The 25,200-nt window shown below is 45.6% G+C and carries 24 protein-coding genes and 2 pseudogenes; 13 read left to right on the forward strand and 13 right to left on the reverse strand.

The features are described 5' to 3' along the window. Positions 1–17 precede the first annotated feature (17 nt). Positions 18–278 (reverse strand): hypothetical protein, encoded by a 261-nt coding sequence (locus tag NDI42_RS15235; protein ID WP_190458872.1) that lies wholly within the window; start codon positions 276–278, stop codon positions 18–20. 732 nt (positions 279–1,010) lie between these two features. Here NDI42_RS15235 and NDI42_RS15240 point away from each other — a divergent pair. Further along, on the forward strand, positions 1,011–1,253 hold the full coding sequence (locus NDI42_RS15240; protein ID WP_190424801.1) for a NifU family protein: 243 nt from the start codon (positions 1,011–1,013) through the stop codon (positions 1,251–1,253). Between the two features lie 79 nt (positions 1,254–1,332). After that, a complete protein-coding gene (locus tag NDI42_RS15245; protein WP_190458972.1) occupies positions 1,333–3,564 on the forward strand; it encodes a glycoside hydrolase family 57 protein in 2,232 nt (743 codons plus the stop codon). A 420-nt stretch (positions 3,565–3,984) separates the two neighbouring features. Here the strand turns inward: NDI42_RS15245 and NDI42_RS15250 are convergent, their stop codons facing one another. The 4 genes and pseudogenes from NDI42_RS15250 to NDI42_RS15265 form a co-directional block, all read right to left on the reverse strand. Then, complete coding sequence (locus NDI42_RS15250; RefSeq protein WP_190458874.1) at positions 3,985–4,446, reverse strand: DUF4383 domain-containing protein; 462 nt, start codon at positions 4,444–4,446, stop codon at positions 3,985–3,987. A 473-nt stretch (positions 4,447–4,919) separates the two neighbouring features. Next, positions 4,920–5,591 (reverse strand): GNAT family N-acetyltransferase, encoded by a 672-nt coding sequence (locus NDI42_RS15255; RefSeq protein WP_190458875.1) that lies wholly within the window; start codon positions 5,589–5,591, stop codon positions 4,920–4,922. Between the two features lie 473 nt (positions 5,592–6,064). Further along, a pseudogene (locus NDI42_RS15260) lies at positions 6,065–7,435 on the reverse strand (aminopeptidase P family protein); the annotation flags it as partial. A 153-nt stretch (positions 7,436–7,588) separates the two neighbouring features. Beyond that, positions 7,589–8,020: an NUDIX domain-containing protein gene (locus NDI42_RS15265; RefSeq protein WP_190458877.1), complete on the reverse strand. Its 432-nt coding sequence runs from the start codon at positions 8,018–8,020 to the stop codon at positions 7,589–7,591. A gap of 210 nt (positions 8,021–8,230) precedes the next feature. Between NDI42_RS15265 and malQ the strand changes: the two genes are divergently transcribed. Continuing rightward, positions 8,231–9,739, forward strand: a complete 1,509-nt coding sequence (gene malQ, locus NDI42_RS15270; protein ID WP_190458879.1) for a 4-alpha-glucanotransferase — start codon at positions 8,231–8,233, stop codon at positions 9,737–9,739. Between the two features lie 71 nt (positions 9,740–9,810). Here the strand turns inward: malQ and NDI42_RS15275 are convergent, their stop codons facing one another. Continuing rightward, positions 9,811–10,611 carry a helix-turn-helix domain-containing protein gene (locus tag NDI42_RS15275; RefSeq protein ID WP_190458882.1) on the reverse strand — a complete coding sequence of 267 codons (801 nt, stop codon included), beginning with the start codon at positions 10,609–10,611 and terminating at the stop codon, positions 9,811–9,813. Continuing rightward, positions 10,608–11,393 (reverse strand): pseudouridine synthase, encoded by a 786-nt coding sequence (locus NDI42_RS15280; protein ID WP_190458885.1) that lies wholly within the window; start codon positions 11,391–11,393, stop codon positions 10,608–10,610. The genes NDI42_RS15275 and NDI42_RS15280 overlap by 4 nt, the downstream gene beginning before the upstream one ends. Positions 11,394–11,558: 165 nt before the next feature. Here NDI42_RS15280 and NDI42_RS15285 point away from each other — a divergent pair, with 165 nt between their 5' ends. Further along, complete coding sequence (locus NDI42_RS15285; RefSeq protein WP_190458886.1) at positions 11,559–12,278, forward strand: LmeA family phospholipid-binding protein; 720 nt, start codon at positions 11,559–11,561, stop codon at positions 12,276–12,278. 120 nt (positions 12,279–12,398) lie between these two features. On the opposite strand, the gene NDI42_RS15290 is transcribed toward NDI42_RS15285, so the two are convergent. The 3 genes from NDI42_RS15290 to NDI42_RS15300 form a co-directional block, all read right to left on the reverse strand. After that, positions 12,399–13,271 (reverse strand): phosphatidate cytidylyltransferase, encoded by an 873-nt coding sequence (locus NDI42_RS15290; RefSeq protein ID WP_190444163.1) that lies wholly within the window; start codon positions 13,269–13,271, stop codon positions 12,399–12,401. Between the two features lie 253 nt (positions 13,272–13,524). Then, entirely contained in the window at positions 13,525–14,127 is a 603-nt protein-coding gene (cbiT, locus tag NDI42_RS15295; protein ID WP_190458888.1) for a precorrin-6Y C5,15-methyltransferase subunit CbiT, read from the reverse strand. A 45-nt stretch (positions 14,128–14,172) separates the two neighbouring features. Then, complete coding sequence (locus NDI42_RS15300; RefSeq protein WP_190458890.1) at positions 14,173–15,675, reverse strand: aminotransferase class I/II-fold pyridoxal phosphate-dependent enzyme; 1,503 nt, start codon at positions 15,673–15,675, stop codon at positions 14,173–14,175. A gap of 257 nt (positions 15,676–15,932) precedes the next feature. Between NDI42_RS15300 and NDI42_RS15305 the strand changes: the two genes are divergently transcribed. From NDI42_RS15305 to NDI42_RS15335, 7 genes and pseudogenes are all read left to right on the forward strand, one after another. Then, positions 15,933–16,169, forward strand: a complete 237-nt coding sequence (locus NDI42_RS15305; RefSeq protein WP_190458892.1) for a hypothetical protein — start codon at positions 15,933–15,935, stop codon at positions 16,167–16,169. Positions 16,170–16,218: 49 nt separating this feature from the next. Further along, positions 16,219–17,310: a redox-regulated ATPase YchF gene (gene ychF / locus NDI42_RS15310; RefSeq protein WP_190458893.1), complete on the forward strand. Its 1,092-nt coding sequence runs from the start codon at positions 16,219–16,221 to the stop codon at positions 17,308–17,310. A gap of 27 nt (positions 17,311–17,337) precedes the next feature. After that, positions 17,338–17,692 (forward strand): annotated as a pseudogene (locus tag NDI42_RS15315) (phage holin family protein). Between the two features lie 146 nt (positions 17,693–17,838). Then, positions 17,839–18,738 (forward strand): hypothetical protein, encoded by a 900-nt coding sequence (locus NDI42_RS15320; protein ID WP_190458895.1) that lies wholly within the window; start codon positions 17,839–17,841, stop codon positions 18,736–18,738. Between the two features lie 23 nt (positions 18,739–18,761). Next, complete coding sequence (locus tag NDI42_RS15325) at positions 18,762–19,754, forward strand: GUN4 domain-containing protein (RefSeq protein WP_190458897.1); 993 nt, start codon at positions 18,762–18,764, stop codon at positions 19,752–19,754. Between the two features lie 97 nt (positions 19,755–19,851). Further along, a complete protein-coding gene (locus NDI42_RS15330; RefSeq protein ID WP_190458898.1) occupies positions 19,852–20,550 on the forward strand; it encodes a hypothetical protein in 699 nt (232 codons plus the stop codon). Positions 20,551–20,907: 357 nt separating this feature from the next. Then, positions 20,908–21,336 (forward strand): hypothetical protein, encoded by a 429-nt coding sequence (locus NDI42_RS15335; RefSeq protein ID WP_190458899.1) that lies wholly within the window; start codon positions 20,908–20,910, stop codon positions 21,334–21,336. Positions 21,337–21,378: 42 nt separating this feature from the next. Here NDI42_RS15335 and NDI42_RS15340 read toward each other — a convergent pair whose 3' ends face one another. Next, entirely contained in the window at positions 21,379–22,209 is an 831-nt protein-coding gene (locus NDI42_RS15340; RefSeq protein ID WP_190424832.1) for an ABC transporter permease, read from the reverse strand. Positions 22,210–22,264: 55 nt separating this feature from the next. Then, positions 22,265–22,477, reverse strand: a complete 213-nt coding sequence (locus NDI42_RS15345; protein WP_206755958.1) for a hypothetical protein — start codon at positions 22,475–22,477, stop codon at positions 22,265–22,267. Between the two features lie 32 nt (positions 22,478–22,509). On the opposite strand from NDI42_RS15345, the gene NDI42_RS15350 reads away from it, so the two are divergent. Together NDI42_RS15350 and NDI42_RS15355 are read left to right on the forward strand one after the other, a co-directional pair. Beyond that, entirely contained in the window at positions 22,510–23,190 is a 681-nt protein-coding gene (locus NDI42_RS15350; RefSeq protein WP_348231424.1) for a hypothetical protein, read from the forward strand. 86 nt (positions 23,191–23,276) lie between these two features. Then, positions 23,277–23,816 (forward strand): DUF3172 domain-containing protein, encoded by a 540-nt coding sequence (locus NDI42_RS15355; RefSeq protein WP_190424837.1) that lies wholly within the window; start codon positions 23,277–23,279, stop codon positions 23,814–23,816. A 61-nt stretch (positions 23,817–23,877) separates the two neighbouring features. On the opposite strand, the gene NDI42_RS15360 is transcribed toward NDI42_RS15355, so the two are convergent. After that, positions 23,878–25,044 carry an AMIN domain-containing protein gene (locus NDI42_RS15360; RefSeq protein ID WP_348231425.1) on the reverse strand — a complete coding sequence of 389 codons (1,167 nt, stop codon included), beginning with the start codon at positions 25,042–25,044 and terminating at the stop codon, positions 23,878–23,880. Positions 25,045–25,200: the final 156 nt, after the last annotated feature.

Below are 25,200 nucleotides of genomic sequence, written 5' to 3' on the forward strand. Positions count from 1 at the left end.
TTTGGGAGCATAGTCGCTTAGGGACAACTGCCGCCCAGCGGGCTGGGGTGGCGGATACTTCTTGGAGTTGGCATAATTTTGCCGTTTATCCCACACTTTGTTAATGCACAATCGAGGATAATTACTTCTGTCCCCGGTTTCACACCCGCCGCCAGGCTTTCTTTATCCGCAACTGTGGCATCGATGAAAACAATCTCTTTATTTGCGGCACTGGAAGTAACTTCGGTCATAGAATTGCTGTATTGATTGAGGTTGGCGTTCTGGTCGAGGTCTTGCACGGTTAGGATTCCTTATAGTTAGTAAAAGCCATCAGAATTCCGGCGCGAATCGCAACACATCGCGCTGCCAAGTAACTTGGCTTTCGTATTGACAAAAATTAATAATTTTAGTGAATCACGCGCCACCAGTTGGTTAGGAATCTGACACAGATGGCGTTGTTTGGATGGCAAGGTAAGCGAGGGCGGTTATTAAGGTATTATTTTTTACCCGCTTACAACGGTAATTACGCTCAGGCAGCGGTGTCTGCAATCGCGTAGAACTGTGAAGTCGGTAGTTTTTCAGCCAGCCTCCCTCTAAAGTTTGTTTTCCTCTTACTAAGTTAATCTATCTTTAGAGGGATGACTTAAGCCAAATGGCGTAGTAAAAGAAAACTTAATCAAAGTTTTACAGTAGCTTTAAAGTTAATAGCTCGCTACTATCTACATCGCCGCAGAGATCGCCCCTCAATTCCAACGCCGATATAGGTGACAATCAAGGATTTTTTGGGATTCCAGCTTCTGCGATCGCAGATTATTGACAATAGGGCTAAGAACGCGAAGATTCATTCTGGAAATCTTCTGCTAATCACTCTTAGCTGACAATAGTTATGAGATAAGATACTTGCGATCGCTCGTGACAAGGGTAACAATGCCCACTCTACTTGAATCGCTGTCATCAGTTTTTTATCCTTGTGTAGACTAGGATCGAGATAGTTGCGATCGCACTCTCAGATTCCATAAGGTAAACAGACCATGACACAAACACTGGCACTAACTCCGGAAAACGTCGAACAAGTTTTAGATGAACTGCGCCCCTACTTAATTTCTGACGGCGGTAACGTGGAACTGGTAGACATCGACGGGCCAGTTGTTAAACTGCGGCTTCAGGGAGCTTGCGGCTCTTGCCCCAGCTCTACCATGACCCTGAGAATGGGTATTGAACGCCGCTTGCGCGAATTTATCCCAGAAATTGCCGAAGTTGAGCAAATCATGTAAAAGGTGATAGGTAATAGGTAATAGGTAATTGGCAAAAAAACTCCCATTACCTATTACTCATTACCCATTACCTATATCTATGCCTCATCCCCTATACATCGCTTTCATCTGGCATCAGCATCAGCCGTTATACAAAAGTCGCACAGTTCAACAGTATCGTTTGCCTTGGGTGCGTCTGCATGGGACGAAAGATTATCTGGATTTAGTGCTGCTCTTGGAACGTTATCCCAAGCTGCATCAAACTGTGAATCTCGTTCCCTCATTGATTTTGCAGATAGAAGATTATGTTGCAGGGACTGCAATAGATCCTTACTTGGCAGCATCTTTGACACCAGAGGAAGAACTGAGCGAAGAACAAAAAAGATTTATTATTGAACATTTTTTTGATGCCAATCACCACACTCTGATTGATCCTCATCCCCGCTACGGAGAGCTTTACCATCAGCGTCAGGAAAAGGGGCAAAATTGGTGTTGGGAAAATTGGAATTTGTCAGATTACAGCGATTTGCTGGCTTGGCATAATTTGGCGTGGATTGATCCCCTATTTTGGGATGATCCAGACATTGAAGGTTGGTTGAAGCAGGGGAGAAATTTTAGTTTAGGCGATCGCCAGCGCATTTACTCCAAACAGCGCGAAATCTTGAGCCGCATCATCCCTCAACACAAAAAGATGCAGGAATCTGGGCAACTGGAAGTAACAACCACGCCCTACACTCACCCGATTTTACCCTTACTGAGCGATACCAACTCCGGACGGGTGGCGGTGCCTAATATGACCTTGCCCCAGCAGCGGTTTCAGTGGGCGGAAGATATTCCCAGGCATTTACAAAAATCCTGGGATATGTATATAGACAGATTTGGACAGGAACCTCGCGGTTTATGGCCTTCAGAACAGTCGGTCAGTCCGGATATTTTGCCCTACATTGCCAAGCAGGGGTTTAATTGGATATGTTCCGATGAAGCGGTACTCGGTTGGTCGCTGAAACAATTTTTCCATCGCGACGGTGCGGGGAACGTGTATGAACCGGAGTTACTGTATCAACCTTATCGCCTGCAAACTGAGTCCGGCGATTTGTCGATCGTGTTTCGGGATCACAGATTATCAGATTTGATCGGCTTCACCTACGGGGCGATGGAACCGCGCCGCGCTGCTGCGGACTTGGTGGGACATTTGGAAGCGATCGCCCGAAGTCTCAAACACCGTCAGCCTGGAGGCGGTACAGCCCTGGAACAGCCAAGGCTCGTCACCATTGCCCTTGACGGCGAAAATTGCTGGGAACACTACTACCTAGACGGCAAACCCTTCCTAGAAGCTCTTTATCAAACCCTCTCCCAGCACGAAGAACTGAAACTGGTAACAGTTTCCGAATACCTAGACCAGTTCCCCGCGACAGAAACCATCCCCGTCCAACAGCTGCACAGTGGCTCTTGGGTAGATGGTAGCTTCACCACCTGGATAGGCGACCCAGCCAAAAATCGCGCCTGGGATTTGCTAGAGGCGGCACGAGAAGTCTTAGCTAAGCATCCAGAAGCAACCGAGGAAAACAATCCCGAAGTTTGGGAAGCACTATATGCCGCAGAAGGTTCCGACTGGTTCTGGTGGTTTGGCGAAGGTCATTCCTCCAACCAAGATGCCATGTTCGACCAGTTGTTCCGCGAACATTTGTGTGCAATCTACCAAGCTTTGAATGAGCCAGTACCGCCTAACGTGCGCCAACCTGTGGAAGTCCACGAAGCGCAAGGCGACCATCGACCACAAGGGTTTATTCATCCGATTATCAATGGACTCGCTGACGAACAAGACTGGGATCGCGCAGGTCGCATCGAAGTCGGCGGATCGCGGGGTACGATGCACAAGAGTAGCGCGGTTCAGCGTCTCTGGTATGGGGTAGATCACCTCAACTTCTATTTACGGTTGGATTTCCAAGCAGGTCTTCAACCGGGTAAAGGTTTTCCCCCGAAGTTACATTTGCTGTGGTACTACCACAACCGGACAATGCACAACAGTCCGATTCCTCTAGCGAATATGCCGGATGAAGCGCCTTTAAACTATCTGTTCCACCATCATTTAGGAATTAACTTGCTGACTCAATCAATTGAGTTTCAGGAAGCTGGGGAAAATCATCAGTGGCATCCTCGTTTTAGCCGCGCTCAAGTGGCTTTTGATAAGTGCTTAGAGGTGGCAGTTCCTTGGGCAGATTTGCAAATAGAACCAGATTATCCGCTGCGGCTGATAATGGTTCTGGCTGATGGGGAACAGTTCTCTAGTTATTTGCCGGAAAATGCTTTGATTCCAATTGAGGCTCCGTAAGGAAAAAGGTAAAAACGCCTGACGATTAAAGTCGCCGCTAAACAAACTAAGCCTGCTCTAGGCTTAGTTTGTTTAACTCCAGGTAGAACCTAAGGAAGTGTTACAAATATTTTTTTTGAAAGCTAAATAGTTAAGCCAACTTCATACCTGTTAATCAATAAGTCCGGGCAATAGTTACTTTGTACAAACAGAATTTATTGATATTTATAATCTTACATTAAATCGTGTATTAGAACGCCAATTGTTATCAACAACAGCATTCAAACACTTTATGTGATTACATTTGAAGCTTACAGAGAACCAGAATACTTCGTCTGAGTTAAAGGCATACTGGTTTTCTGTAAGGCAATTAGCGATCGCGTCCCTTTAAACTCAATCTGATTAGACAATCGACACGCTACATTTAAACGCTACTCTTTTTTAGCCCTGTCCAGGAGTATTGGTCGGCTGTCCCGTGCTTATCTCTAATAAATCTGGTTTAACAATAAAACCAAAGTACACTGCGATCGCTGCGGTGACTGCATGAAGCCAGACATCGTTGCCAAAGATTGGGATTAAGCCCAATATTGACTGGGTAGCAGGAATAAGCCCCATTACAGTTAGCAGCCCATAAAATATTCCGAGGGCTCCACTATAGAGGCGAGAACTGTCTAACGAGATGGATGCAAGAATTCCCAGAAGTCCCACGACGAGGTGAACAATATTGTGTAAGACATTGATGGGGAATATTCCCAGTAAGTAACCGTATCCAGTTGTGAACCCAAGGTTAGCCATATCAGGTGTAACTGTAGGCTCTTTCACAAACGCTGGAATAAATCCCATTACACCACAAAGAAAAAAGAAAATGCCGATAATCAAGGCGAATTTTTGCCCTGCTTTCATAATTAAACTCCCTACATATTTGATTTCACTTTAGACTGTATTCCTTAATCATTTGAGTTTCCTAAGGGAGAAGTATTGAATATGCCTAGAGAAAGGTTTTGTGTTAAAGACGATCGTAACTTAGACTACAACTGAAGCCAATTTAGACTACCAATTTGAATTAAACACACGAATTTAACTCCCTTTCCGATTCCGGAAAGGGAAAAGCCCCTATAGAAGAGTACGAGAGGGGCCAGAATTTATCGCCCCCAATTTCGTGCAATACAAATATTCGTAGGGACACGGCAATGCCGTGTCCCTACAGTGTCATCTACGCAACTGCTATATTTGCAAAAACCGTATGCTGGCAAGGTATTTAGCGCATTTAACCTAAAATATTATGTTGATTCTGAAGCCGTTTCCGGGGAATAAAGCGATTCCAGCTTTTTTAACCTCTATTCTGGGATAGGCACACTACGACAATTATTCTATTTCTAACTTTGATACCGCATGACCGTCCAAGAAATTCCAGTCAGCTTGCTGTCAATTTTGAAAATGTTAAAACTTGCCTGAAGCGGCGATGATAACTCATGCCAAGGAACTATTATGAAGCCGAGTTGGGAATAAAATTGCACCAATTTAGGTTTACATACTAAATAAAGGGGTTGAACAGCTTCCTGAACAAGACGCTTCACTAAACAAGAACCTAATTGCTGACTGCGCCAGACTGGTGTAACAAACAGGTAATAAAGCATTGAGTGTGTAGTGGAGGAGTGTAATTCCCCACAGGCTACTAAGGTTCCATTGCATTCAATTACCCAGAAACGCGACCAATTTACTAATGCGTAGGTAAAAATCGATAGCAAAAACAAAATAATCCCCAAGGTTAATACAACTAGGGAAATAAAAAGGAAAATGATTGTTGCTTCTAAAATAAATTTGATTAAAATAAAGTATTTAAGTAAAATCCATAACTTTATATTTATAATAAAAAAGAAACCAAGCAAAAGCAGAATCAGGAAATTCAAAATTATAATTCTTAAGTCAAATGCTAATGCTTCAGATGTGGTGAATTGAAGTAATAATTTCTGAATTAACCATTTTTCCCTTTCACGGGCTGGTCGAATAATACACCCTGGTGGCAATGAAGGAGGTTGCTCAGTCATTTACAAATTTTGTATGATTAGGGCAATTTTACCAGCACAAGAGCCGTTGTTACCTTAAAATAAAATGCAATTTATGGGCGATCGCGATCGCACTCCTAAGCTGTCAACAGCATCTAATCTTCATAAATCTAAACTTGAGGAAAGTTGCCCATTGTTACGGAGAGTTGTTAGAACCTGACAAGGTTCTAACAACTTTCCAACTCTTAAACTCCTTCAACCAGTTGTAAAGTGCAAATCATCCCATCCGGATATTTCGCCAGTGCCTTTTGTTTGGCAAGTTTATGATCTTCATCCAGAAAATATTCGCCGCTATCTGATTCAATAGCAACAAACCAGCCAGCATAATCTTTAATCAGTTGGGGGCGGACTTCTTCAAAAACTGAGCGACAACGCTTAATAAAAGCCGGAATACTATTATTTGAAATTACGTTTATTTGCTGCCGCCTCTCCACCCCTGAGCGTAATTCTTGTTTAACTAGCTGCTCAATTGTATCTATATTAGTTGGCAAAGCTGCTGTTAAGACTTCGCTGCCTGATTCGGTAACTAAAACATCATCTTCAATGCGAATTCCCCGCACGTCAGCAAACTGAGAAAGGCGATCCCAATCAACAACATCTTGATATTTTGAACGCATTTCTATATTGTTCAAAATTGCCGGAACTTGATAGAATCCCGGCTCGATTGTGACTAACATTCCAGCACTCAAGGGGCGATTTAGACGCAGATAGCCCAAGCCAAAGCGATCGCTTCTAACTCTTTGCTCCTCATACCCCGCCAAATCCCCCAAATCTTCCATATCGTGGACATCCAAACCCACCAGATGACCGATTCCGTGGGGGAAAAACAGCGCGTGAGCATCCATTTCCACCAAATCTTCAACATTACCTCGTAAAATACCCAAATCCACCAAACCTTGGGCAATTACAGTTGCAGCAAGTAGATGAATATCCAGATACTCTACACCTGGGCGAATCTTGGCAATACAAGCATCGTGAGCCGCCAGCACCACATTGTAAATATCTTTTTGGGTAGAAGAAAATTTACCAGAAACAGGCCAAGTGCGGGTCACATCAGCAGCCCAGCCCATTGATGTCTCAGCACCCACATCCGCCAGCAGCAAATCTCCTGGTTGCAGGGAGTGGTGATACTGCTCATTGTGTAGAACTTCCCCGTGAACAGTGACAATACTGGAGTAAGAGCAGGTCATATTGTGGGAGATGATCACAGCCTCCATCGCCGCCCGCACACCTGCCTCAATTTTGGCTTTGGATGTAGCCATCATCCCAGCTTTGTGAGCTTCCACAGTCACAGCAGCAGCCTCTCGCAACTCGGAAATTGCGCCAGCGTCATGATTCAGCCGCAGTTTGATAATTGCTCGTGCCAACTCAAGATCAATGCCCTGAGATAATTTTGCTGCTGCTAATGAGCGGTTAAGTAAATGAGATTGTGCTTGTTGGGTAGCAGCATCCTGCACAGAGATAGTAGCAGCACCAGCCGAGCGTGACTCCAATTGTGTGATCGCGAAAACTCCATCTGCCCCTATAGCTTTAGCGATTTCCTCACGTTTAGGCACTTCCCCATGCCAGAGGGCGCTATCTGGTGAAGCATCATCCATGAAAAGTTCTAATTTCCCGGCTTCCAGACGAATTGCGGCATTTTCCAGGGGTAGCCCAGCAAAATAGAGAAAATGACTGCTGGCGCGAAACGGGAAAGTATTTGCCGGATAATTGCGGGAACTGCTGCGCCCAGACCAGAGAATTACCGGAAAATCAATTAGCTCAGCTAATCGCGATCGCCTCCTCAATAGGGTAGCGGCGAGGTCTGATGTGGGGTGGAGTTGCATACCTACTAGGGGCCAATTTAGAACATATTCCTTCTGCTTAAAGTTTAACGTTACAGCAAAACACGTCTGGGGTTGCATCCCCAGATTCGGATTTTCGAGCGATCGCATATACCAAATCTGTCTGTTCGTCTTTTTACCCCGTGTGGGGTGCTACTAAGACAAACCCGGTCGTATTCCATAATGGCGATAGCGCCAATATTCGCGCAGAATTTTGTCGTGATCGAAACAAAGTTCCGTCGGAATCCGCCAAGATTCAAAAATCCCCACCGCCTTAGCATCATCAGCCGCTTTAGGTTCGCCCGTCGCCGTAGCAATAAAGACAACGCTCATCGTGTGCTGACGCGGATCGCGATTGGGATCGGAATACACCTGGAATTGTTCAACTAACTCCACCTTTAAGGAAATCTCTTCTGACGCTTCTCGCCGCGCCGCCGCTTCAGCAGATTCTCCGTAATCAATAAAGCCGCCCGGAATGGCCCAACCATAAGGAGGATTTTGGCGCAAAATCAATATAATCGGGCGATGCGGTCGGTCAACCAGCTCAATAATGATATCGACAGTAGGAGAAGGGTTGCTGTGAGTCATGTTGATATTTTGCCCCAAAAATGAATTGCCTACATTTTGCACCTGTTTGATGATGACAGGCGGGATACTCCTACGGTAAGTCAAGGCACTGGGAAAAAAAATTGCCCATCCCGTAAAGTATTTATCTGTAATCCTGCCTACGGATGGGTTTCAAACGTTGACCTGCCGTGATAATGTCAAAACGTTTGCGTACTCTCCATCAGGTTATTTATGCCGTTTCCCAGATCAAGTGGCATTTTGCTGCACCCCACCTCCTTTCCCAGTCGATTTGGCATTGGCGATTTAGGCTTAGAAGCTTATCGTTTTATGGATTTTTTGGTGGAGAGTTACCAGCAATTTTGGCAGGTTTTACCACTAGGCCCAACTGGATATGGTAATTCTCCATATATGTGCTATTCAGCGTTGGCGGGAAATCCGCTGCTGATTAGTCCAGAAAAGCTGCGCGACGCTGGTTTACTAACTGACGACGACTTTGCCGGATTGCCAGAATTTCCCCTAGATAATGTAGATTTTGAAAAAGCGATCGCCACCAAGATGCCTTTGCTTGCCAAAGCCTGCGAAAACTTTAAAGCCAAAGCTTCCCCGCTTCAGCAAAGGGAATTTGCGGGTTTTTGCGAGACTAAGGCTAATTGGCTCGATGACTACGCTTTATTTATGGCGCTTCGCGAGGCACATGAGCAATCCAGCTGGTATACTTGGGAGCCGGAAATTGCCAAACGCCAACCTGAAGCCTTAGAGCAGTGGCGGCAACGGCTAAACAATGAGATTTTTTACCACAAATACTTGCAGTTTGAGTTTTTCCGCCAGTGGTCTGAACTGAAGAACTATGCCAACCTGCGCGGTATTGATATTATTGGCGATATCCCGATTTATGTAGCTCACGATAGCGCCGATGTTTGGTCGCATTCAGAAATCTTTTGCTTGGATGAAGAAACGGGGGAAGCGGCGCTAATGGCAGGTGTCCCGCCGGATTACTTCAGCGCGACAGGTCAGTTGTGGGGCAACCCAGTGTATAACTGGGAGCAATTGGAGAAGCAAAACTTTAAATGGTGGGTGCAGCGCTTTGAGTCGTTGCTGGATTATGTGGACATCATTCGGATTGACCACTTCCGGGGGTTTCAAGCTTATTGGGCAGTGAAGGCGGGTGAAGAAACTGCCCTGAATGGGGAGTGGATTGAAGCGCCTGGAGATGTTTTCTTTGAAGTTCTAAATGAGAAGTTAGGCAAGCTACCCATTCTTGCTGAGGATTTGGGTGTGATTACAGAAGAGGTAGAGGCGCTGCGAGACAAATTTGAATTTCCGGGGATGAAAATTTTGCAGTTTGCCTTTGGTTCCGATGCAGGCAATGGCTTTTTGCCGTTCAACTATCCGCGCAACTGCTTAGTTTATACTGGCACCCACGACAATGACACTACGGTGGGCTGGTTCTATCAATTGTCAGATTATGAAAGGGAGAGGGTGCTGCGTTATTTAGGTTGCATTAGTCCCGAAGGCATCCACTGGGATTTTATCCGGCTAGCGATGAGTTCTGTGGCAAATCAGGCGATTATTCCCTTTCAGGATATTTTGGGATTGGGCAACGATGCCAGAATGAATTTTCCCAGTAAAGCTGAGGGAAATTGGGGGTGGCGGTATCGGTCAGAGGCGGTGAATAATCAAGTAAGCGATCGCTTGAAATCGCTTACTGAACTTTTTGGTCGCGCCCCGATTAGAGACTGATGAGTTTTGCCAAGCACAAGTTTCTCCGGCTTTGGAGTTTTGAGTTTTAAATAAACTCAAAGCTCCAAATATCAAGACTTGGAATTGGCGGCAAAGGTTACTTCCCGAACTTTACCGGGATCTCCCAGTTTCTTTGCCTTTTCATCGTTAACAGCGATGAGGACAGCACCCGCATTTCCTGCTCTGACAATTAATTTCTCCTCCGCCACCCAAGTGCGCTGAGTACCTTGGGGGAGCGTTCCTTCAAACTGGGTCTTGCCATCCACTACCACCCGAATCCAAGAATCGGATTTCACGGTAACATCAACACGTACTGGCTTACCGTTTTGAGTGGAACTGCTCAAGACCGCGGGGATCAGGGGCCCAGACTTTTGTTCTGGCGAATTTATCTGGACTGCTTTGTCAACTCCTCCCTGCTGCTCTACTGAACGCCGGAAGGATTCACTATTACTACTCACTTCTAAGGCAGAACGATTTACAAAGTAGGATAAGCCATTCACTGCGCCAATCACCAGAAACACATACAGCAAGTAAAGATGAATCGGTCGCAGTTGAGCTGATGGCAAACGCTGCCAGGTAGGTTTGATGAACTGGAAAACAGGCCCTGTAGGGAAGTCACGGGAGAATTCGGCACCGTTCATTCCCAGGGCCTCAGCATACCGCTTGATAAACCCCTTAATATAGACAGGCTCTGGCAATATTGCCCAATGACTTTCTTCAATTGCCCTCAGCAGACGAACCTGAATCCGGGTCTTTTCCCCAACCTCCTCTAGGGAAAGCGACTGCTCCTGGCGGAACTGGCGGAGGTGAGACCCAAGCTCTTTCAGCTTCTCGACTTGTTGCTGCTGAACATTGAGTGGATTCTCCTTCATACACGGCGCTCCTTGATGTCTGCTGGCACTTCTATTGATGTTAAGTTGACTTGGTTTTTGAGAAAAGCAATTTCAAAATCTTCTAAAAGACGATAAGTACCGGGGAACATTGACTTTGCTTTCCGTTCTAAATGAATCGGACCTATCGCGATGCGATGGAGATGGATGACAGGATAGCCTAGTTGCTCGGCAATACGTCGAATCTGGCGGTTTCTCCCCTCTGTCAGAACGACTTCCAGCAGGGTTTGAGAATCCCGCTTTTCCAGTACCCGAACAGGTGCGGGTAAAGTCTTTTGCCCAGACAGAATAACACCCTGACGCCAGTTGTCAAGTACGCTCTCTGGAGGATGACCCTGAATCCAAACCTGATATGTTTTCGGCAGGTGATAGCGAGGATGGGTCAGACGCAGCGTCATTTCACCGTCATTGGTGAGCAGCAATGCTCCTGTAGAGTCAGCATCTAAGCGTCCTACAGGGTGTAGACCTTTACCTTCTCGCAGGTGCAGAGGCAATAAATCGAGAACGGTGCGGCGATTTTGGGGATCGCGGCAAGTAGAAACGACCCCGGCGGGTTTGTAAAGTAGAAAATACAGCATCCCAGGACGACTGGGGGGAACTATAATGCCATCTACTTCGATGCGGTCTTGTTCTGGATTCGCTGTTTGCCCCAGATGAACCACAGTACCATTAAGCCGCACGCGCCCTTCGACAATCATTTTCTCTGCTTGGCGGCGTGAGGCAATACCCCTTTGGGAAAGAATTTTTTGTAGCCTTTCGGCCATAGGTAAGATTTATGCACTGACTGGGTAAGGGTTTAGGGTAAAGCCAGCCGAGGCGATGCCCCGGTAGACTATTTTGGATTTTGGATCTGGGATTTAGAATAAATCTCCTTTTCTTCAATCTAAAATCGACCACTGGCTATACTATGTACAAATATTACAGGAAGAATGCCATTGATTACTAAGCAGCAAAGCCGGATTATTAGCTCTGTGTTGTCCCCGGCTTGCCGGGCGTGGTTGCGATCGCAAGTATCTGCGATTGGTGATCTGAGCGTCAAAATCTCCGGGGGCGATCGCCAAATCCTCTCTGGTTATATTCCCAAAGTAGCGATCTCTGCCAGCCGTGCCATCTATCAAGGGCTGCATCTGTCTGAAATTCACCTAGTCGGAGAAAACATTCGCATCAATCTGGGTCAAGTTCTCAAAGGAAAGCCCTTGCGCCTTCTCGAACCAATCCCAGTTTCCGGTGAACTTTTGTTAGAAGAAGCAGACCTGAAAGCTTCTCTTGATGCACCCTTATTAGCCACGGCTTTAAATGATTTACTGGGGACACTGCTCTTGGCGGCTTTTCATCTGCACCCAGCTGACATCTTAGAAGACAAGCAAATCAATTGGCAACAAATTACTATTGAGCCTGAGTGTCTGACTCTCAGTGGTACCCTGACAGACGCTACTAATTACACCACGCCTTTCGTGCTTCGTACCGATCTCCAGTTAGCCAGCCCCCATGAACTGTTACTGGTTAACCCTTGTATCGAGATCCAGCAAAAATTGGTGCAAGCGGAGGAAGGATTCAAAATAGATTTGGGCAAAGAAGTCGATATTCAGGAATTAACTTTGAGTCAAGGTCGGCTAGTTTGTCGCGGCGGCATTACTGTAATTCCTTAATTGGGGATTGGGGATTGGGGATTGGGAATTGGGAATTGGGAATTGGCAAGAATCTTACCCAGTCCCCAACCCCTAGTCCCTAGTCCCTAGTTCCCAGTCCCCAGCCCCCAGCCCCCAGCCCTACTTCTCTAGAACAGGTAACAACAGGGTGACGAAATAGTAAACCAAAGGCGCGGTGAAAACGTAACTATCAGCCCGATCTAAAATGCCGCCGTGACCGGGAATTAGTTGCCCGGAGTCCTTTACGCCAGCATCTCGCTTCATCATCGACTCAGTTAAGTCTCCTAGTAGGCTGGCAATACCAATCAGCAGCCCCAAGGCGAAACCACTCAGCTGCCAAACGGGCCACTCAAGATACCAAGCCCCAGCTACCGCCACTGCTACGCTGCCGATTACTCCAAAAACAGCACCTTCGACAGTTTTTTTCGGGCTAATGTCGGAGAGGCGGGTGCGACCAAAGAACTTGCCGAAGATGTAAGCACCAATATCAGCTGCCCAAATGCAGCCAAATGCCAGTAGCGTTGCTGTTAAGCCTAGGGGGAGACTGCTGATTTGGTGCCAGTCAGCGCTCAGGGAGCCATTGAAGGGTTCGGCGTTGGCGATCGCGGGGGCGAGTCCAACGCGCAGCCGCACCCAGTAGCTGGGCAGATAGCCGCCGTAGAATAAACCTAAAATTGAGGCGGAAATATCGGCAATTGTGGCAAGTTTGGGCTGAAATAGCAGGTAAAAACAAATTAAGGTTCCTGCTAGGGAAAACATGGCATCTGTCAGATCCGGTGCGAGTGCGGCTGTGAGTAACAAAACCTGACTTACTACCAATGTGGTTTTGGCGGCTGGGGCAATGCCTTTGGCTCGCGTTAACTGAAAATACTCTAACTGACCGAGATAAATGATGATACACAGACCAGCTGTAAAGAACCATCCTCCAAAGATCAGCATGGAGAGGGCCAAGGCGATCGCTACTATTCCACTAAAAATTCGAGACCAAGGCATAAGGCGCGTTCTCTCTTGACCCCAGCGAGGAGGTTAATAGAAATTTAATAAGATTAAGAATTACTTTTGCACACTTTAGCCTATCCGCAGCGGATTTGGGCGATTGGTGCTGGCAATTCTCACCCTTATTCATCTTTGTGAAAGCGATCGCTTTGTTGCGACTAAAAAATCAATCCCTTCTGGTATGGATCTTAACGATAATTCTTCAGCCCTAACTCGCCTTTGAATATTGCCATTAGTCGCTTGAAAATTTTCAATCCAACTTTTCCCCACTGAGAATAAAAATCGGATCGACTGCGGCAAAGGTTTGATGAACCCCTCGCGTTTCCAGACGGTTAACAGCCGACTGAACTACCTCGATATTCCGGGCTTGTAACTCTGCGAAACCTTCGGAGATGGCATAGAGACTTTCTAGATTAGCAGCTGTGGCAACTACTCTGCCTTCGGGTTGCAAGTATTGCCAGACTACTTTCAGGATGTCTTTGATCGGTTGTCCGCCCTCAATGCAAACCCGGTGGGGTGGAACAGGTAAATTTTTTAGACACTCTGGGGCGCTACCTTCGATAATTTCCACATTGCGGACTCCGAAGCGATCGCAGTTGCGACGAATCAAATTCGCCACTTCCTCATCTCTTTCTATTGCCACAATTTTACCTTTAGGACACAGCAAACCAGTTTCCACAGGGATCGTTCCGGTGCCTGCACCAATATCCCACAACACAGAATCTTGTTTAAGTCTGAGGAGGGACAACAAAAGCAACCGCACCTCTCGTTTACTCAGGGGTATCCCCGGCAACCTCTCGAACAGGTCATCGGGGATACCAGGAGTAACATAAGGCCAGATTGGAGAGGGCATAGGAACAATTCAGAGACACCTTTCGAGATGTTGCATTCAACGTCTCTACTTTCGCACAACCTTTAGTGTTTTGAGACTGGAATCGGTACAACCTGTAATGCTTCCACCTAAAGTAACAATTTGTTGCAGGTAGTCCAAAGCTGCGGGGGCGATCGCTTCTCCAGGCATCAAAACGGGGATTCCAGGGGGATACGGGCAGATTATCTCTGCACTGATGCGTTCTACAGCCTTTTCCACGGGAAGGGTTTCTGTTTGGGAGAAGAAGGCTTCGCGGGGGGAGAGGTAAGGATGAATGATAAAGGATGAGGGATGAATTTGCAGGTATTCTGCTTTCCATCTGGTGAATACATCCAGATATGGGTTGGCAAAGGTAGTTTGTGGGTGTTTCTCGGCTAAAGTTTGGAGGGCGCACACCAAACCGTCTATATCTGCCTGGGTGTTCCCCAAACTGAGAATAAAGGTTAGATGTTGCAGGGATGCCAACTCAGAGGTAACGCCTAGCTTGTCATGGAGAATTTCATCAGCTTCAAATCCAGTCACGCCTAAACCAGAAACGCTGACAGTCAACCGCGTTGTATCTAGGGCAACAAAACCGGGGGTATTTGAGGATTCTAAAACGGATAATCCGGGAATTTGGCTAATTTTGGTTCTTGCCTGATTAGCCAGTTCCAAGGTTCTCGCCATCAGCTGTTTTCCGTGTACTGCCATTTGCTGCCTTGCCCCGTCGAGGGAAGCTAGGAGTAGATAGCTAGGGCTGCTAGACTGCAAAAGTTGTAAGGCAATGCTTACGCGATCGCTATCTACTAAGTTTCCCTGAACGTGCAGCATGGATGCTTGAGTTAGCGCCCCCAGTACCTTGTGAGTCGATTGAACGCTTAAATCTGCCCCGGCTGATAAGGCTGAGGGCGGCAAATCTGGGTGAAAGGCAAAATGAGCGCCGTGGGCTTCGTCTACCAATAGGGGAATACCGTGCTGATGGGACACTTGCGCGATCGCTTTCACATCCCCGCAAGCGCCATAATAAGTCGGATAGACCATCATCACCGCCTTAACGTCTGGATGCTGCTTCAAGGCGGCTGCAACTGCCACAGGGGTGATACTGTGAGCGATATCGGAATCTGGGTCGTATTCTGGATTCAGGAAAATTGGGATCGCACCCGAAACGATTAAGCCGTGGATAGCCGATTGATGGATATTCCGAGGCAGGATAATCTTGTTCCCAGGGTTACAGGTGGCTAAAATTGCCGCCATCACCCCACAAGTGGAACCATTTACCAAAAACCAGGTACGTTCTGCGCCAAAGGCCTCCGCCGCGAGTTCTTGGGCTTTTTGGATAACGCCTTCTGGAGCAAACAAATTATCTAATTCTGGCAATTCTGCCAAATCTGCGGGAAACACGGCTGAACCTAATAAATCTGCCAAGGGCTGGGAAATGCCTTGTCCCCGCTTGTGTCCCGGCGTGTAAAAGGGAGCATGATGCTTAGTAGCGCACTCCTGAATAGCATCCACTAATGGCGTGGTTATTTGAGACCCTGGTACAAAATCCATGCGCTAACTTTCTTGTTAATCAATGTGATTTCTGCCGCAGTTTGTTGGCTGAGGCTTTAAGATATATCCTTTCTGGCTAACAATTTAACCAGCGTCAAGTCCTAATGTTGATGCGTCGATACCTGCTAAAGTATTGAATTTGGATGCTGTTTGATTAATATTTAATAAGGAGTGTCAGTCAATGTAGTTACTCAGGGGGATGTGATGTTATTAGTTTTTCCCTATTTTAAGAGGGTTCAGTAATTGGAGGCGATCGCATGATTAATCCTATCCCTAACCCCATTCCCCAACCAGGTAATCCCATCCCCTCACCAATCCCCGATCCCATTCCTAGCCCGTCGCCAGTACCAGAACCCATACCGGGCCCAGCCCCAGAACCAGTGCCAGCACCCATCCCCCAGCCTGTTCCGGGGCCAGTACCAGAACCAGTGCCAGCGCCGATACCTCAGGCTGTTCCAGGGACAATTCCTCAAACCATTCCTGAACCTGTCTGAAAAAAATTCGCCCAGTCTCCACCCTGCTAATCGTCAAATTAAATCCAAAATGCTAAGAGCCGGAATTGTCGGACTTCCCAACGTCGGAAAATCAACCTTATTCAACGCCCTGGTTGCCAACGCCAAGGCAGAAGCTGCCAATTTCCCTTTTTGCACTATCGAACCCAATGTCGGTGTCGTTTCTGTGCCAGATGAAAGGTTAAACGCCCTGGCTAATATTTCCAGCTCGGTGCAAATTGTACCGACGCGGGTTGAATTTGTCGATATTGCTGGTTTAGTGAAAGGCGCTAGTCAGGGGGAAGGACTGGGTAATCAATTTTTATCCCACATTCGAGAAGTTGATGCCATAGTTCATGTGGTGCGCTGTTTCGAGAATGATGACATTATCCACGTTGCCGGCTCTGTTGACCCAGCGCGAGATATTGACATCATCAATTTGGAGTTAGCTTTAGCAGATTTATCTCAAGTTGAGCGACGAATTGAGCGCACCCGCAAAGCTGCCCGTACCAGCAAAGAAGGACAAATTGAACTTGCTGCTTTAGAAAAATTGGGCGCTTTATTAAATGAGGGCAAACCAGCGCGGCGGGCTGACTTAAATGAAGAAGAAGCTGAAGCGCTCAAAGGATTAGGACTGCTCACAGGCAAACCAATTATTTATGCTGCAAATGTGTCTGAGGATGACTTAGCCACTGGTAATGAATATGTGGAGCAAGTGCGGCAAATTGCGACCCAAGAAAATGCCCAAGTCGTAATTGTTTCTGCCCAAGTGGAAGCGGAATTAGTCGAATTACCAGAAGAAGATAAAGCTGAATTTCTGGGATCTCTTGGCGTTGAAGAAGGCGGATTGAAATCTCTAATTCGCGCCACTTACGAACTTTTGGGCTTGCGTACTTACTTTACCACTGGCCCGAAAGAAAGCCGCGCCTGGACAATTACAGCGGGAATGACAGCGCCTCAAGCAGCAGGTGTGATTCACTCGGATTTTGAGCGCGGTTTTATCCGGGCGGAGACTGTCGCCTATGAAGATTTAGTTGCAACTGGTTCGATGAATGCTGCGAAGGAAAAAGGCTTAGTTCGCAGTGAAGGTAAAGAATATATTGTCAAGGAAGGCGATGTGATGCTGTTCCGTTTTAATGTCTAGGTTATTGACGCCTCGGAGACACAAAAGATGGATATTGTTTCGCTTCTGGTTGCTTGGCTAATCACTGCTGTTAGCTTGTTTATCATTTCCAAATTACCAATCGGTGTTGAAATTGACACTTTTCCCAAAGCCCTCATTTCAGCAGCAGTTTTTGGACTCCTGAATGCTTTAGTGCGTCCAGTTATTTTCTTTTTGTCTTTGCCAATTACCATCCTAACTTTTGGTCTTTTCCTCTTTGTACTCAACGCGATTATCTTTGGTTTAGCTGCTTATTTAGTACATGGATTTCGCTTGCGCTGGGGGATTTGGAGTGCGTTGTATAGGCTCAATTGCACTCAGCATTATCAACTCTATTATCCATAAGTTGCTGGGCGCGTTTTAGTTGACAGGATAATTTTAGTAAGTTTTTAAAAAGTCGGTTTCTTGTAGAAACCGGCTTTTTCAGTATTTGTACGGAAACACCATAAGTAGCTAGTGCGATAGACTTTGATGAATGCTGCCAGCTTAGCGGTGCAAGGATGGTGAGAAATGCTGGGATGGATCTTTGGAGGTTTTATTAAAAAATTAGACCGTGCTTCTAAAGACGTTTCGCAGGATTTCGTGAAATCAGCTGGGAAAGAAATAAGTGAATTGTTTGATAAAAAACTATATCCCTTAGCTGACAAGCTTGATTACATAGCTCAAAACCGAATCAAACAAGCAAAAAATGAAATGGAGGAATTAGAAACTAAGACGATAGGTGATATCGAATCTCTACTAAACCAGACTGATGAAAAAGTAAAAGATGCTTTGGAAAACATTAATCAAGTGCGAGTAGCAGCGCTTAGAGATGTAAGAGAAACTATCGGAATAACTGATACCTATTTAGAAAATCGAATTAACCAAATTTCTCTGATGTTCATGGAAGCCTTGACTTTAGGCACTACCGCAATTTTTACACAAATTAATTTTTTAGAAGAGAAGTTATTTAAAGATGCTAATCAGCTTGTAGATAAGATAGACGAAGCGATAGATGGAAAGCTTGAACAGATTCGGAATGAGTTAAAAAAGCATTTAGCTCATGCTTTGCCGAATCCTTTTGATAAATGTAGACAGAGGCTCAAAATAGGATTGAAGCCTGGTGCTAGGCTTTCGGACATTGAGCTTTATGAACTAAGCGAATGCTATGAGTTGAGCAAGTTGAATGAGAAAAGTTCTATTGACGAGGTGCTGAAGATTTATGGACAACTTCAACACAATGCAGCGATGATGGCTGCTTTAGTAAAAAAATCTCCAGAGTTGAAAAGGATAGCTATTCAAGATTGGCTCAAATATGGCGTACTTTGTGAGTTTTGGCGCGGAACAATCAAGACTTATGATTCTACCGATCCTCTTTTGCTAAAGTCTGAAAAGTCGCAGCCATTCTTCACAGGTAAAGAGGATACATAAAATAAGAAGGAGAAGAGATTTTTATGGGTAAAGCTGGTGCTGATGACTGGAAAACGCCGCTTGGGTTTTATGAAAAAGCGATCGCAGAACTAGAACGAACACGCGAAGAGTTTCAAACAGAACTACAAATATTGAGAGAGCTTCAGGCTTCTCACGTAAATCTGAAAGCAGAGTTTCAGACAGAAATACAAGACTTGAAAAGTGAGATTCAAAATTATCAGCGACAACTAGAAACTACTAAGGTAGAACTTAAGTCCACTAAAACAGAACTTCAGACTACTAATGAACGTTTTGAGAATTTAGTAACAGAAACCCAAAAAATAGCTGAATATGCTTACGTTAAATCTAACGAAGCTGAAACAACAGCTAATAGTGCTAATTCTGAAATCGAGTCTGTTAAAGCTGGTATTGAAGATGGAACAATTATTGCTCATAAGGCACTAATGCTACAAGGTAAAGACGACCAGCACTGGATGAGATTTCGCGAACTCGATAGTGTAAATAATCATTGCTTTCAAGTATGGAAAAGCAATGATGATACATGGCATAAAATTTCTGGATTAGGAGTAGATTATCGGAAACTTGAGCAGCTATTAGCAGCAGGAAAATGGCAAGAAGCAGATGAGGAAACTTTTAAGAAAATGTTGGAGGTAGCAGGGAGGCAAAAAGAAGGCTGTTTGAAAAACGAAGATATTGATAAATTCTTCTGTGAAGATATCCGCACCATTGACCAACTGTGGGTTAAATACAGTAATGGGCATTTTGGATTGAGCGTGCAAATTCACATTTATAAAAGCTTGGGAGGAGCAATAAAATACGATTCAAAAATTTGGCAGGATTTTGGCGATCGCATCGGCTGGCGTGCGAACAACCAGTGGCTTTGGTACAGATATATAAATTTTTCAACCGCAGCACCTGCTGGTCATCTCCCTGCAAGGATATGGGATGATTGGGGCGGAGGTGGGGTAGGTTCATTTTATTCTCTCGCCTCGAAACTTTTAAGTTGCAATATCTAAAGGTTTGCTACTTAGTTACAGACACTAAAATTTGGCTGGGGTAGCGAATTGAGTAGCCTGGGTTACTAAGATTAATTACTGTTAGGAAAATTTGGTTATGACTAAAGCTGGTGCTGGAGACTGGAAAACGCCTCTAGGGTATTACGAAAGGGCGATCGCAGAATTAGAACGAACACGCGAACAGTTTCAGGCAGAACTACAGATATTAAAAGAGCTTCAGGCGTCTCAGAAAAATTTGAAAGCAGAACTTCAGGCTGCTCAAACAGAAATAAAAGCTTGTAAGACAGAAATTAAAACTCTGAAAGATGAGCTTCAAGCTATTAAAGCAGAGCCTCTGGTGACAAAAGCAGAACTTCAGGCTACCAACGAACGCTTTGAGAATTCAGTAAAACAAGCCGAAAAAATAGCTGAATATGCTCACAAAGAATCTAAGATTGCTCAAGACACCGTTAATGCGGCTTTTGCAGAAATTAAATCTGTAAAAGCTGGGATTGAAAATGGCGAAATTGTTGCTCAGAAAGCCTTAATGTTGCAAGGTAAAGATGACAACCATTGGATGAGATTCTGCAAACTTGATAGCATAAATCATCATTGTTTCCAGGTATGGAAAGTTGATGATAATACATGGCATAATGATATTCGAGTCAAGGCTGCAACATTTTTACGAGCTAGAGATGACAACCATTGGATGGGATGTCATCGAGTTGATAGTCGAAACAATGATGTTTTTGATATCTGGAAAGACCGAAGATGGCACTCCACTAGCCGAGTCCAGGTAGCGACTAGGTTGAGGTAGAGGCTGAGTCAACACAGCGATCGCGCAATTAAATCCTCTTCTGGAAATTCTTAGCATTTTGGCAGTTCAAAATTTAATCTTGCTGCTGAGCGAATTGATAAGCCCCGACGAAGGAAAGTGCGATCGCTTCTTTTTGACAACTAATTTTTGTTTTAGTTATACTAATATGTCACTTTGTGCAAGCGTTTAATTGCTTGAAATAGCCAAACAAATACAACAAATAAAACTAAAAAAACACAACTAATACAAATAAGCTTTACTTAAAAATCAGTATATTTACTGAAGCTTTGAAGCGTGGAAGTAAGGGAGAATTTGCACACATAGCTCTTTGCTAGAGCAATTGAAGGGTGCGACTCAATGTTTATTAAACAACTCTCAGTAAATACCGCAGCCGCCGCGTTAATTACTCTTGGAACCGTGGCAGCAGCAACGGTAATATCTTTTTATTCCATTACCGATGTGGGAACGCTTGGCAGAACGCAAAGCTATGCCAAGCAGATCAACAACTCCGATCGGATGATAGATGGGTCGCACGCGGTGTGGGAAAATGGCGCGATCGCTACCCTTGCTGAATTGGCTACAAGCTCCAGTAGTGCTGATGACATTAACAATTCAAAGCAAGCGATCGCTCAAGTGGAAAATTGGTATGCACTGCAAGCCTTCCTTCCCCGCACTGCTAAAACACAGCATCCCGATAGCTCTAATAACGCCCTTCAAAGCGATCCCCAACTGATTGTGTCACAAGATTCTCAGAGTGTAAGAGCGCTAAATCGTAGAGATGAATAAGCTACAGTAAACCACCCTTGAGGCGATCGCTTCACCCTACTATTAATCTTGTTGGTGAGCAAATTGATAAGCACCGACGAAGGAAAGCGCGATCGCAGCCACCAGCAAAACTGGTATCGCGTACCAGGGAAACTGGGACACTGGGAAATAGGCAGCAGCGCGTAAGCCAATGCTGGTATAAGTTAAAGGTAGGAAATAGACAATTACCTTCAGGGCTGCGGGGAGAGTGGCAGGATCGAAAAAAGTCGCTCCCAAAAACGACATGGGAATAATTAAAAAGTTATTGTACAGACCGACAGCTTCAAGCGATCGCACGCTCAACCCGACAATCACACCTAACCCGGCAAATACAGCGCAATTCAGCACCACCAACAGCAGAAACAACGGGTTTAAAAAACTCCAAATTTTTCCGGTAAATAGCACCGCCACCACAATTACAGCACCCGCCGTCAACAGCCCCCGCACCACTCCCGCCAGCATTTTTCCCAAGTGCAAAGCTAGAGGATGTACGGGAACCAGCAGCATTTCCTCAAACGTCTTTGTGTAGAGGCGTTCTCCACAAATGGAAAACGTTGTACCAGTGAAGCTAATCACCATCGATGATAGCGCCACCATCCCCGGCAGCATAAATTCTAAGTAGTTATTGTAGTTGCTGCTAATTCCTGCACCAGGCTTGATGGAACTACCCAGCCCTAAGCCAAAAGCCAGAATGTATATTAGAGGCGATACCAGTCCAGATGCCGCCACAGGCAGAATCCTAACCCGTAAATCTAACCAATCCCCCCAAAATACGGTGAGAGTGTCGGCGATCAGGGTCTGAAACTGGGAGCTTTTCAAGGTTTTGCCCAAATTATGGGACGCTTGTGATTTCACAGATGCCAGCCAATTGAGAGAGTTTCTTAATTTCTACTTTACATTTCTCAAACGCTCAACTGACTGGAGATATAGGGGCTGGGGACTGGGGGCTGGGGACTGGGGACTGGGTAAGAGTTTTTCCAATTCCCAATTCCCAATCCCCAATCCCCAATCCCCAATTCCCAATCCCCACTCCCCACTCGTCAACCAAGGGCAAAATCGGTAAAAATAAAACAACGCCTACTCTCACGGAAAGTAACCGCTGGAGCGATCGCACTGATGACAAGACTTCTGATAATCTTTTTCATATTCTTAATTTTGGCACTTGCTTACATTATTACTGAGCAACGTAGAACCAAAATTAAACAAATTAAAAGCAGCCTTGTGGTTTTGGTGAAAGGTGCTGAACAAAAATATCCCAATCTACCTCTAAAGAATTATGGAATTCCTTTGATGGTTCGGCGGGAGAATCGAGTGCAAGTAGTCTTTCCCAGACTGACGCAAAATGGTGATGTTGAGTACATTTATTCCTGGCACGAGCTGAAGGATGTGCAGGCAATTGCCCCCATATCCAAAACCAACGATCCCAAGCTAACTACTATAAAAGAATTGGCTCCTATTATTAAAGAACATTGGCAAATAGAGCCGGAGATGTCAGCGCTTGAGCAGCAATATAGTAAGATTAATAATTTGGCAAATTTAGTATCGACTTCTGATGTATATTCAGTCCAAATTGATACTTATGACAGAGCATTAAAAGAGGTAGAAAAATTGCTTTTAAAAGCCGAACAGTTACAAAAGATATATGTTCGCTTAATTAGAGAAGCTTTAATCGGAGTTCAAGTTGCTGAATATAATCCGGATAGTCTTCAAGTCTCGCAGATGGCTTTTGATTCGCAGTACCAACGGCTTAAACAAGAGTATCAAACTATGAAAGATGTCGCTCATGCCTATTCCCAACTGTTGAGGGAAAGCAGAAACCAGGAAGAGGAGGAGTAATACCTCATCCTTGCATCCCTAGTCATACTAGGAGAAGAACAGTGCGATCGCTCCCTACTAAGTTTGGTAAAATTACCTAACCGACGATGAAACGTAAATCTAAATACCCTACCTCTGACCCCTATACTGCCCCTAAAGCTTCTAAATCATCCCCTTTCAATTACACTTCCATCGCCATCATTGCTGGCGTGTTTATTTTGGGAATTGGGGTGGGGATTGGCTTTAGCTCCACAGCGACGTTTACTCCAGAAAACGTAGCATCTCGTGATTTTATTGACCGCGCTGCACCAAATCCTGAGCTTTGCGTACAGTATGGAGCTAGTGCTATGGTCATGGATACTCGCGTCTATGTAACGCTCAATCCCTTCAATGTCTATGTTTCTCAGCCGAATATGCGTCCTGGTTGTGTCTTGCGTAGCAATAACTGGTCTATTCTGGAGCAAAGAAATTTGGTGACATCGGATCAGGTGCGGGATTGCAAGAACCGGATGAACACCTTTGGCTACACAGGCGCTCTAGAGGGTACGCCTGATATCCGCTGCATCTATCAGAACGATGGCGCTAAAAACTTCTTCCTGAATCAGCCGGGAGCAGGCCCAGCAGCACCGGAAACAAACAAATTCTAGAAGGTTAATGGCTAATGGCTAATGGCTAATTTTTAATTGCCATTAGCAAAAAAATACAACTTTATCGCAAATCCTTGGTTAACTTAACTTGTAGGATTTGATTTGGGACGATACTGTTTTCGGGAACCTGTCGAGCGCGTCGCAAAAGTGGCGATCGCGCTGTTAGGCGAATGTTACGTCCGCCGAGAGAAATGGCTTGGGCAATGAAGCGACTGCCACTCCGGTCGCTCTCAAAGCGCCCAATTACCTGTGTCCCAGTTGGGAAAATTATATTGCCAGCTTTGTCGAGTATTTCTTCCTGTAGCAGCAACACCTCTTGCCTTGAGGAACCAGCCTGCAATTTTAATATCTTATCTCCCGGATATCTTAGAATCAGCTCACTCCCAGAAGGGAGCATCACATTTGGGTTGACATACGCCAATCGCCTCTCTACAGGTGCCGCGGCATCAATTTCTAGCGATGGTAGGTTTGAGGACTCTTCTGTTCTACTTTGGCGCACTGGTGAGGCGGTTTTCGGTGTTGGCAGCGGTTGACCAAATTCAACCACTCTGGTGACAGAAGGTTGAGACTCCCTCTGTGGTGTTGGTGCTGTTTCCCTTTGCAGGGGAGGAACGCTGACGGAGACGTTACTATTAGGCGAAAATATCGCTGGGGGCAGCGTTCCGGTTGGCAAGTTAGATCCGGTGCTTGTCGGGTTAAGAGGCGGTACGCTCACTACACCAGCGCGATCGCTTCCGAAAAAGTTAGCAGGGGGAAGCGTGCTGCCTTCAGGCGCTGCGGTTTGAACTCCAGAAATTAGGGGACGCAACACCCAGCGAACCCCTTCTAGGGGTCGTCCTTGTAGGGCATTGCCTCCCACCTGTTGCAGTTGCACCTGTTGCGGTGTCAACACCACCTCTGGCGATAGATCCATCACAATTCGGGTGACACCAGCCTGAAAGCGGGAAACCCGAATTTGCCGCACCAGTCCTGTATAAGATTGTTGAGTTTCCACGCTTCCCAACTCGGTATCGGGTAAATCTAGAACAATCCGAGGCGGTTGAGTTAGTAGGAAATAGCGCGGTGTCGTTCCCTCATCCACAGTCACTTCCAACTGATTTAAGGATGGGTCAAATCGCCAATTTGTCAAGCGGGCAGCTAGAGCCGCTATATCGACAGCACCGAGAGCCAGAATTGCGATCGCGCCAGCGAGACTAAAGGTTTTCAAAACTATTTTTGCTCCCCACATCACTATTTACTGAAAAACGCTGCTCCCAGTTACAGCAATTGTCTCGGTAATTTCAGCGATTTATGTCACTAAACAAGCTGATGTATATCACAAAATGATGACATTAAAAATCACATGATTCAAGAGAGAGGCATCACTCCGTATTTTCCCGTAGAG

Source organism: Funiculus sociatus GB2-C1, assembly GCF_039962115.1.
GTDB lineage: Bacteria > Cyanobacteriota > Cyanobacteriia > Cyanobacteriales > FACHB-T130 > Funiculus > Funiculus sociatus.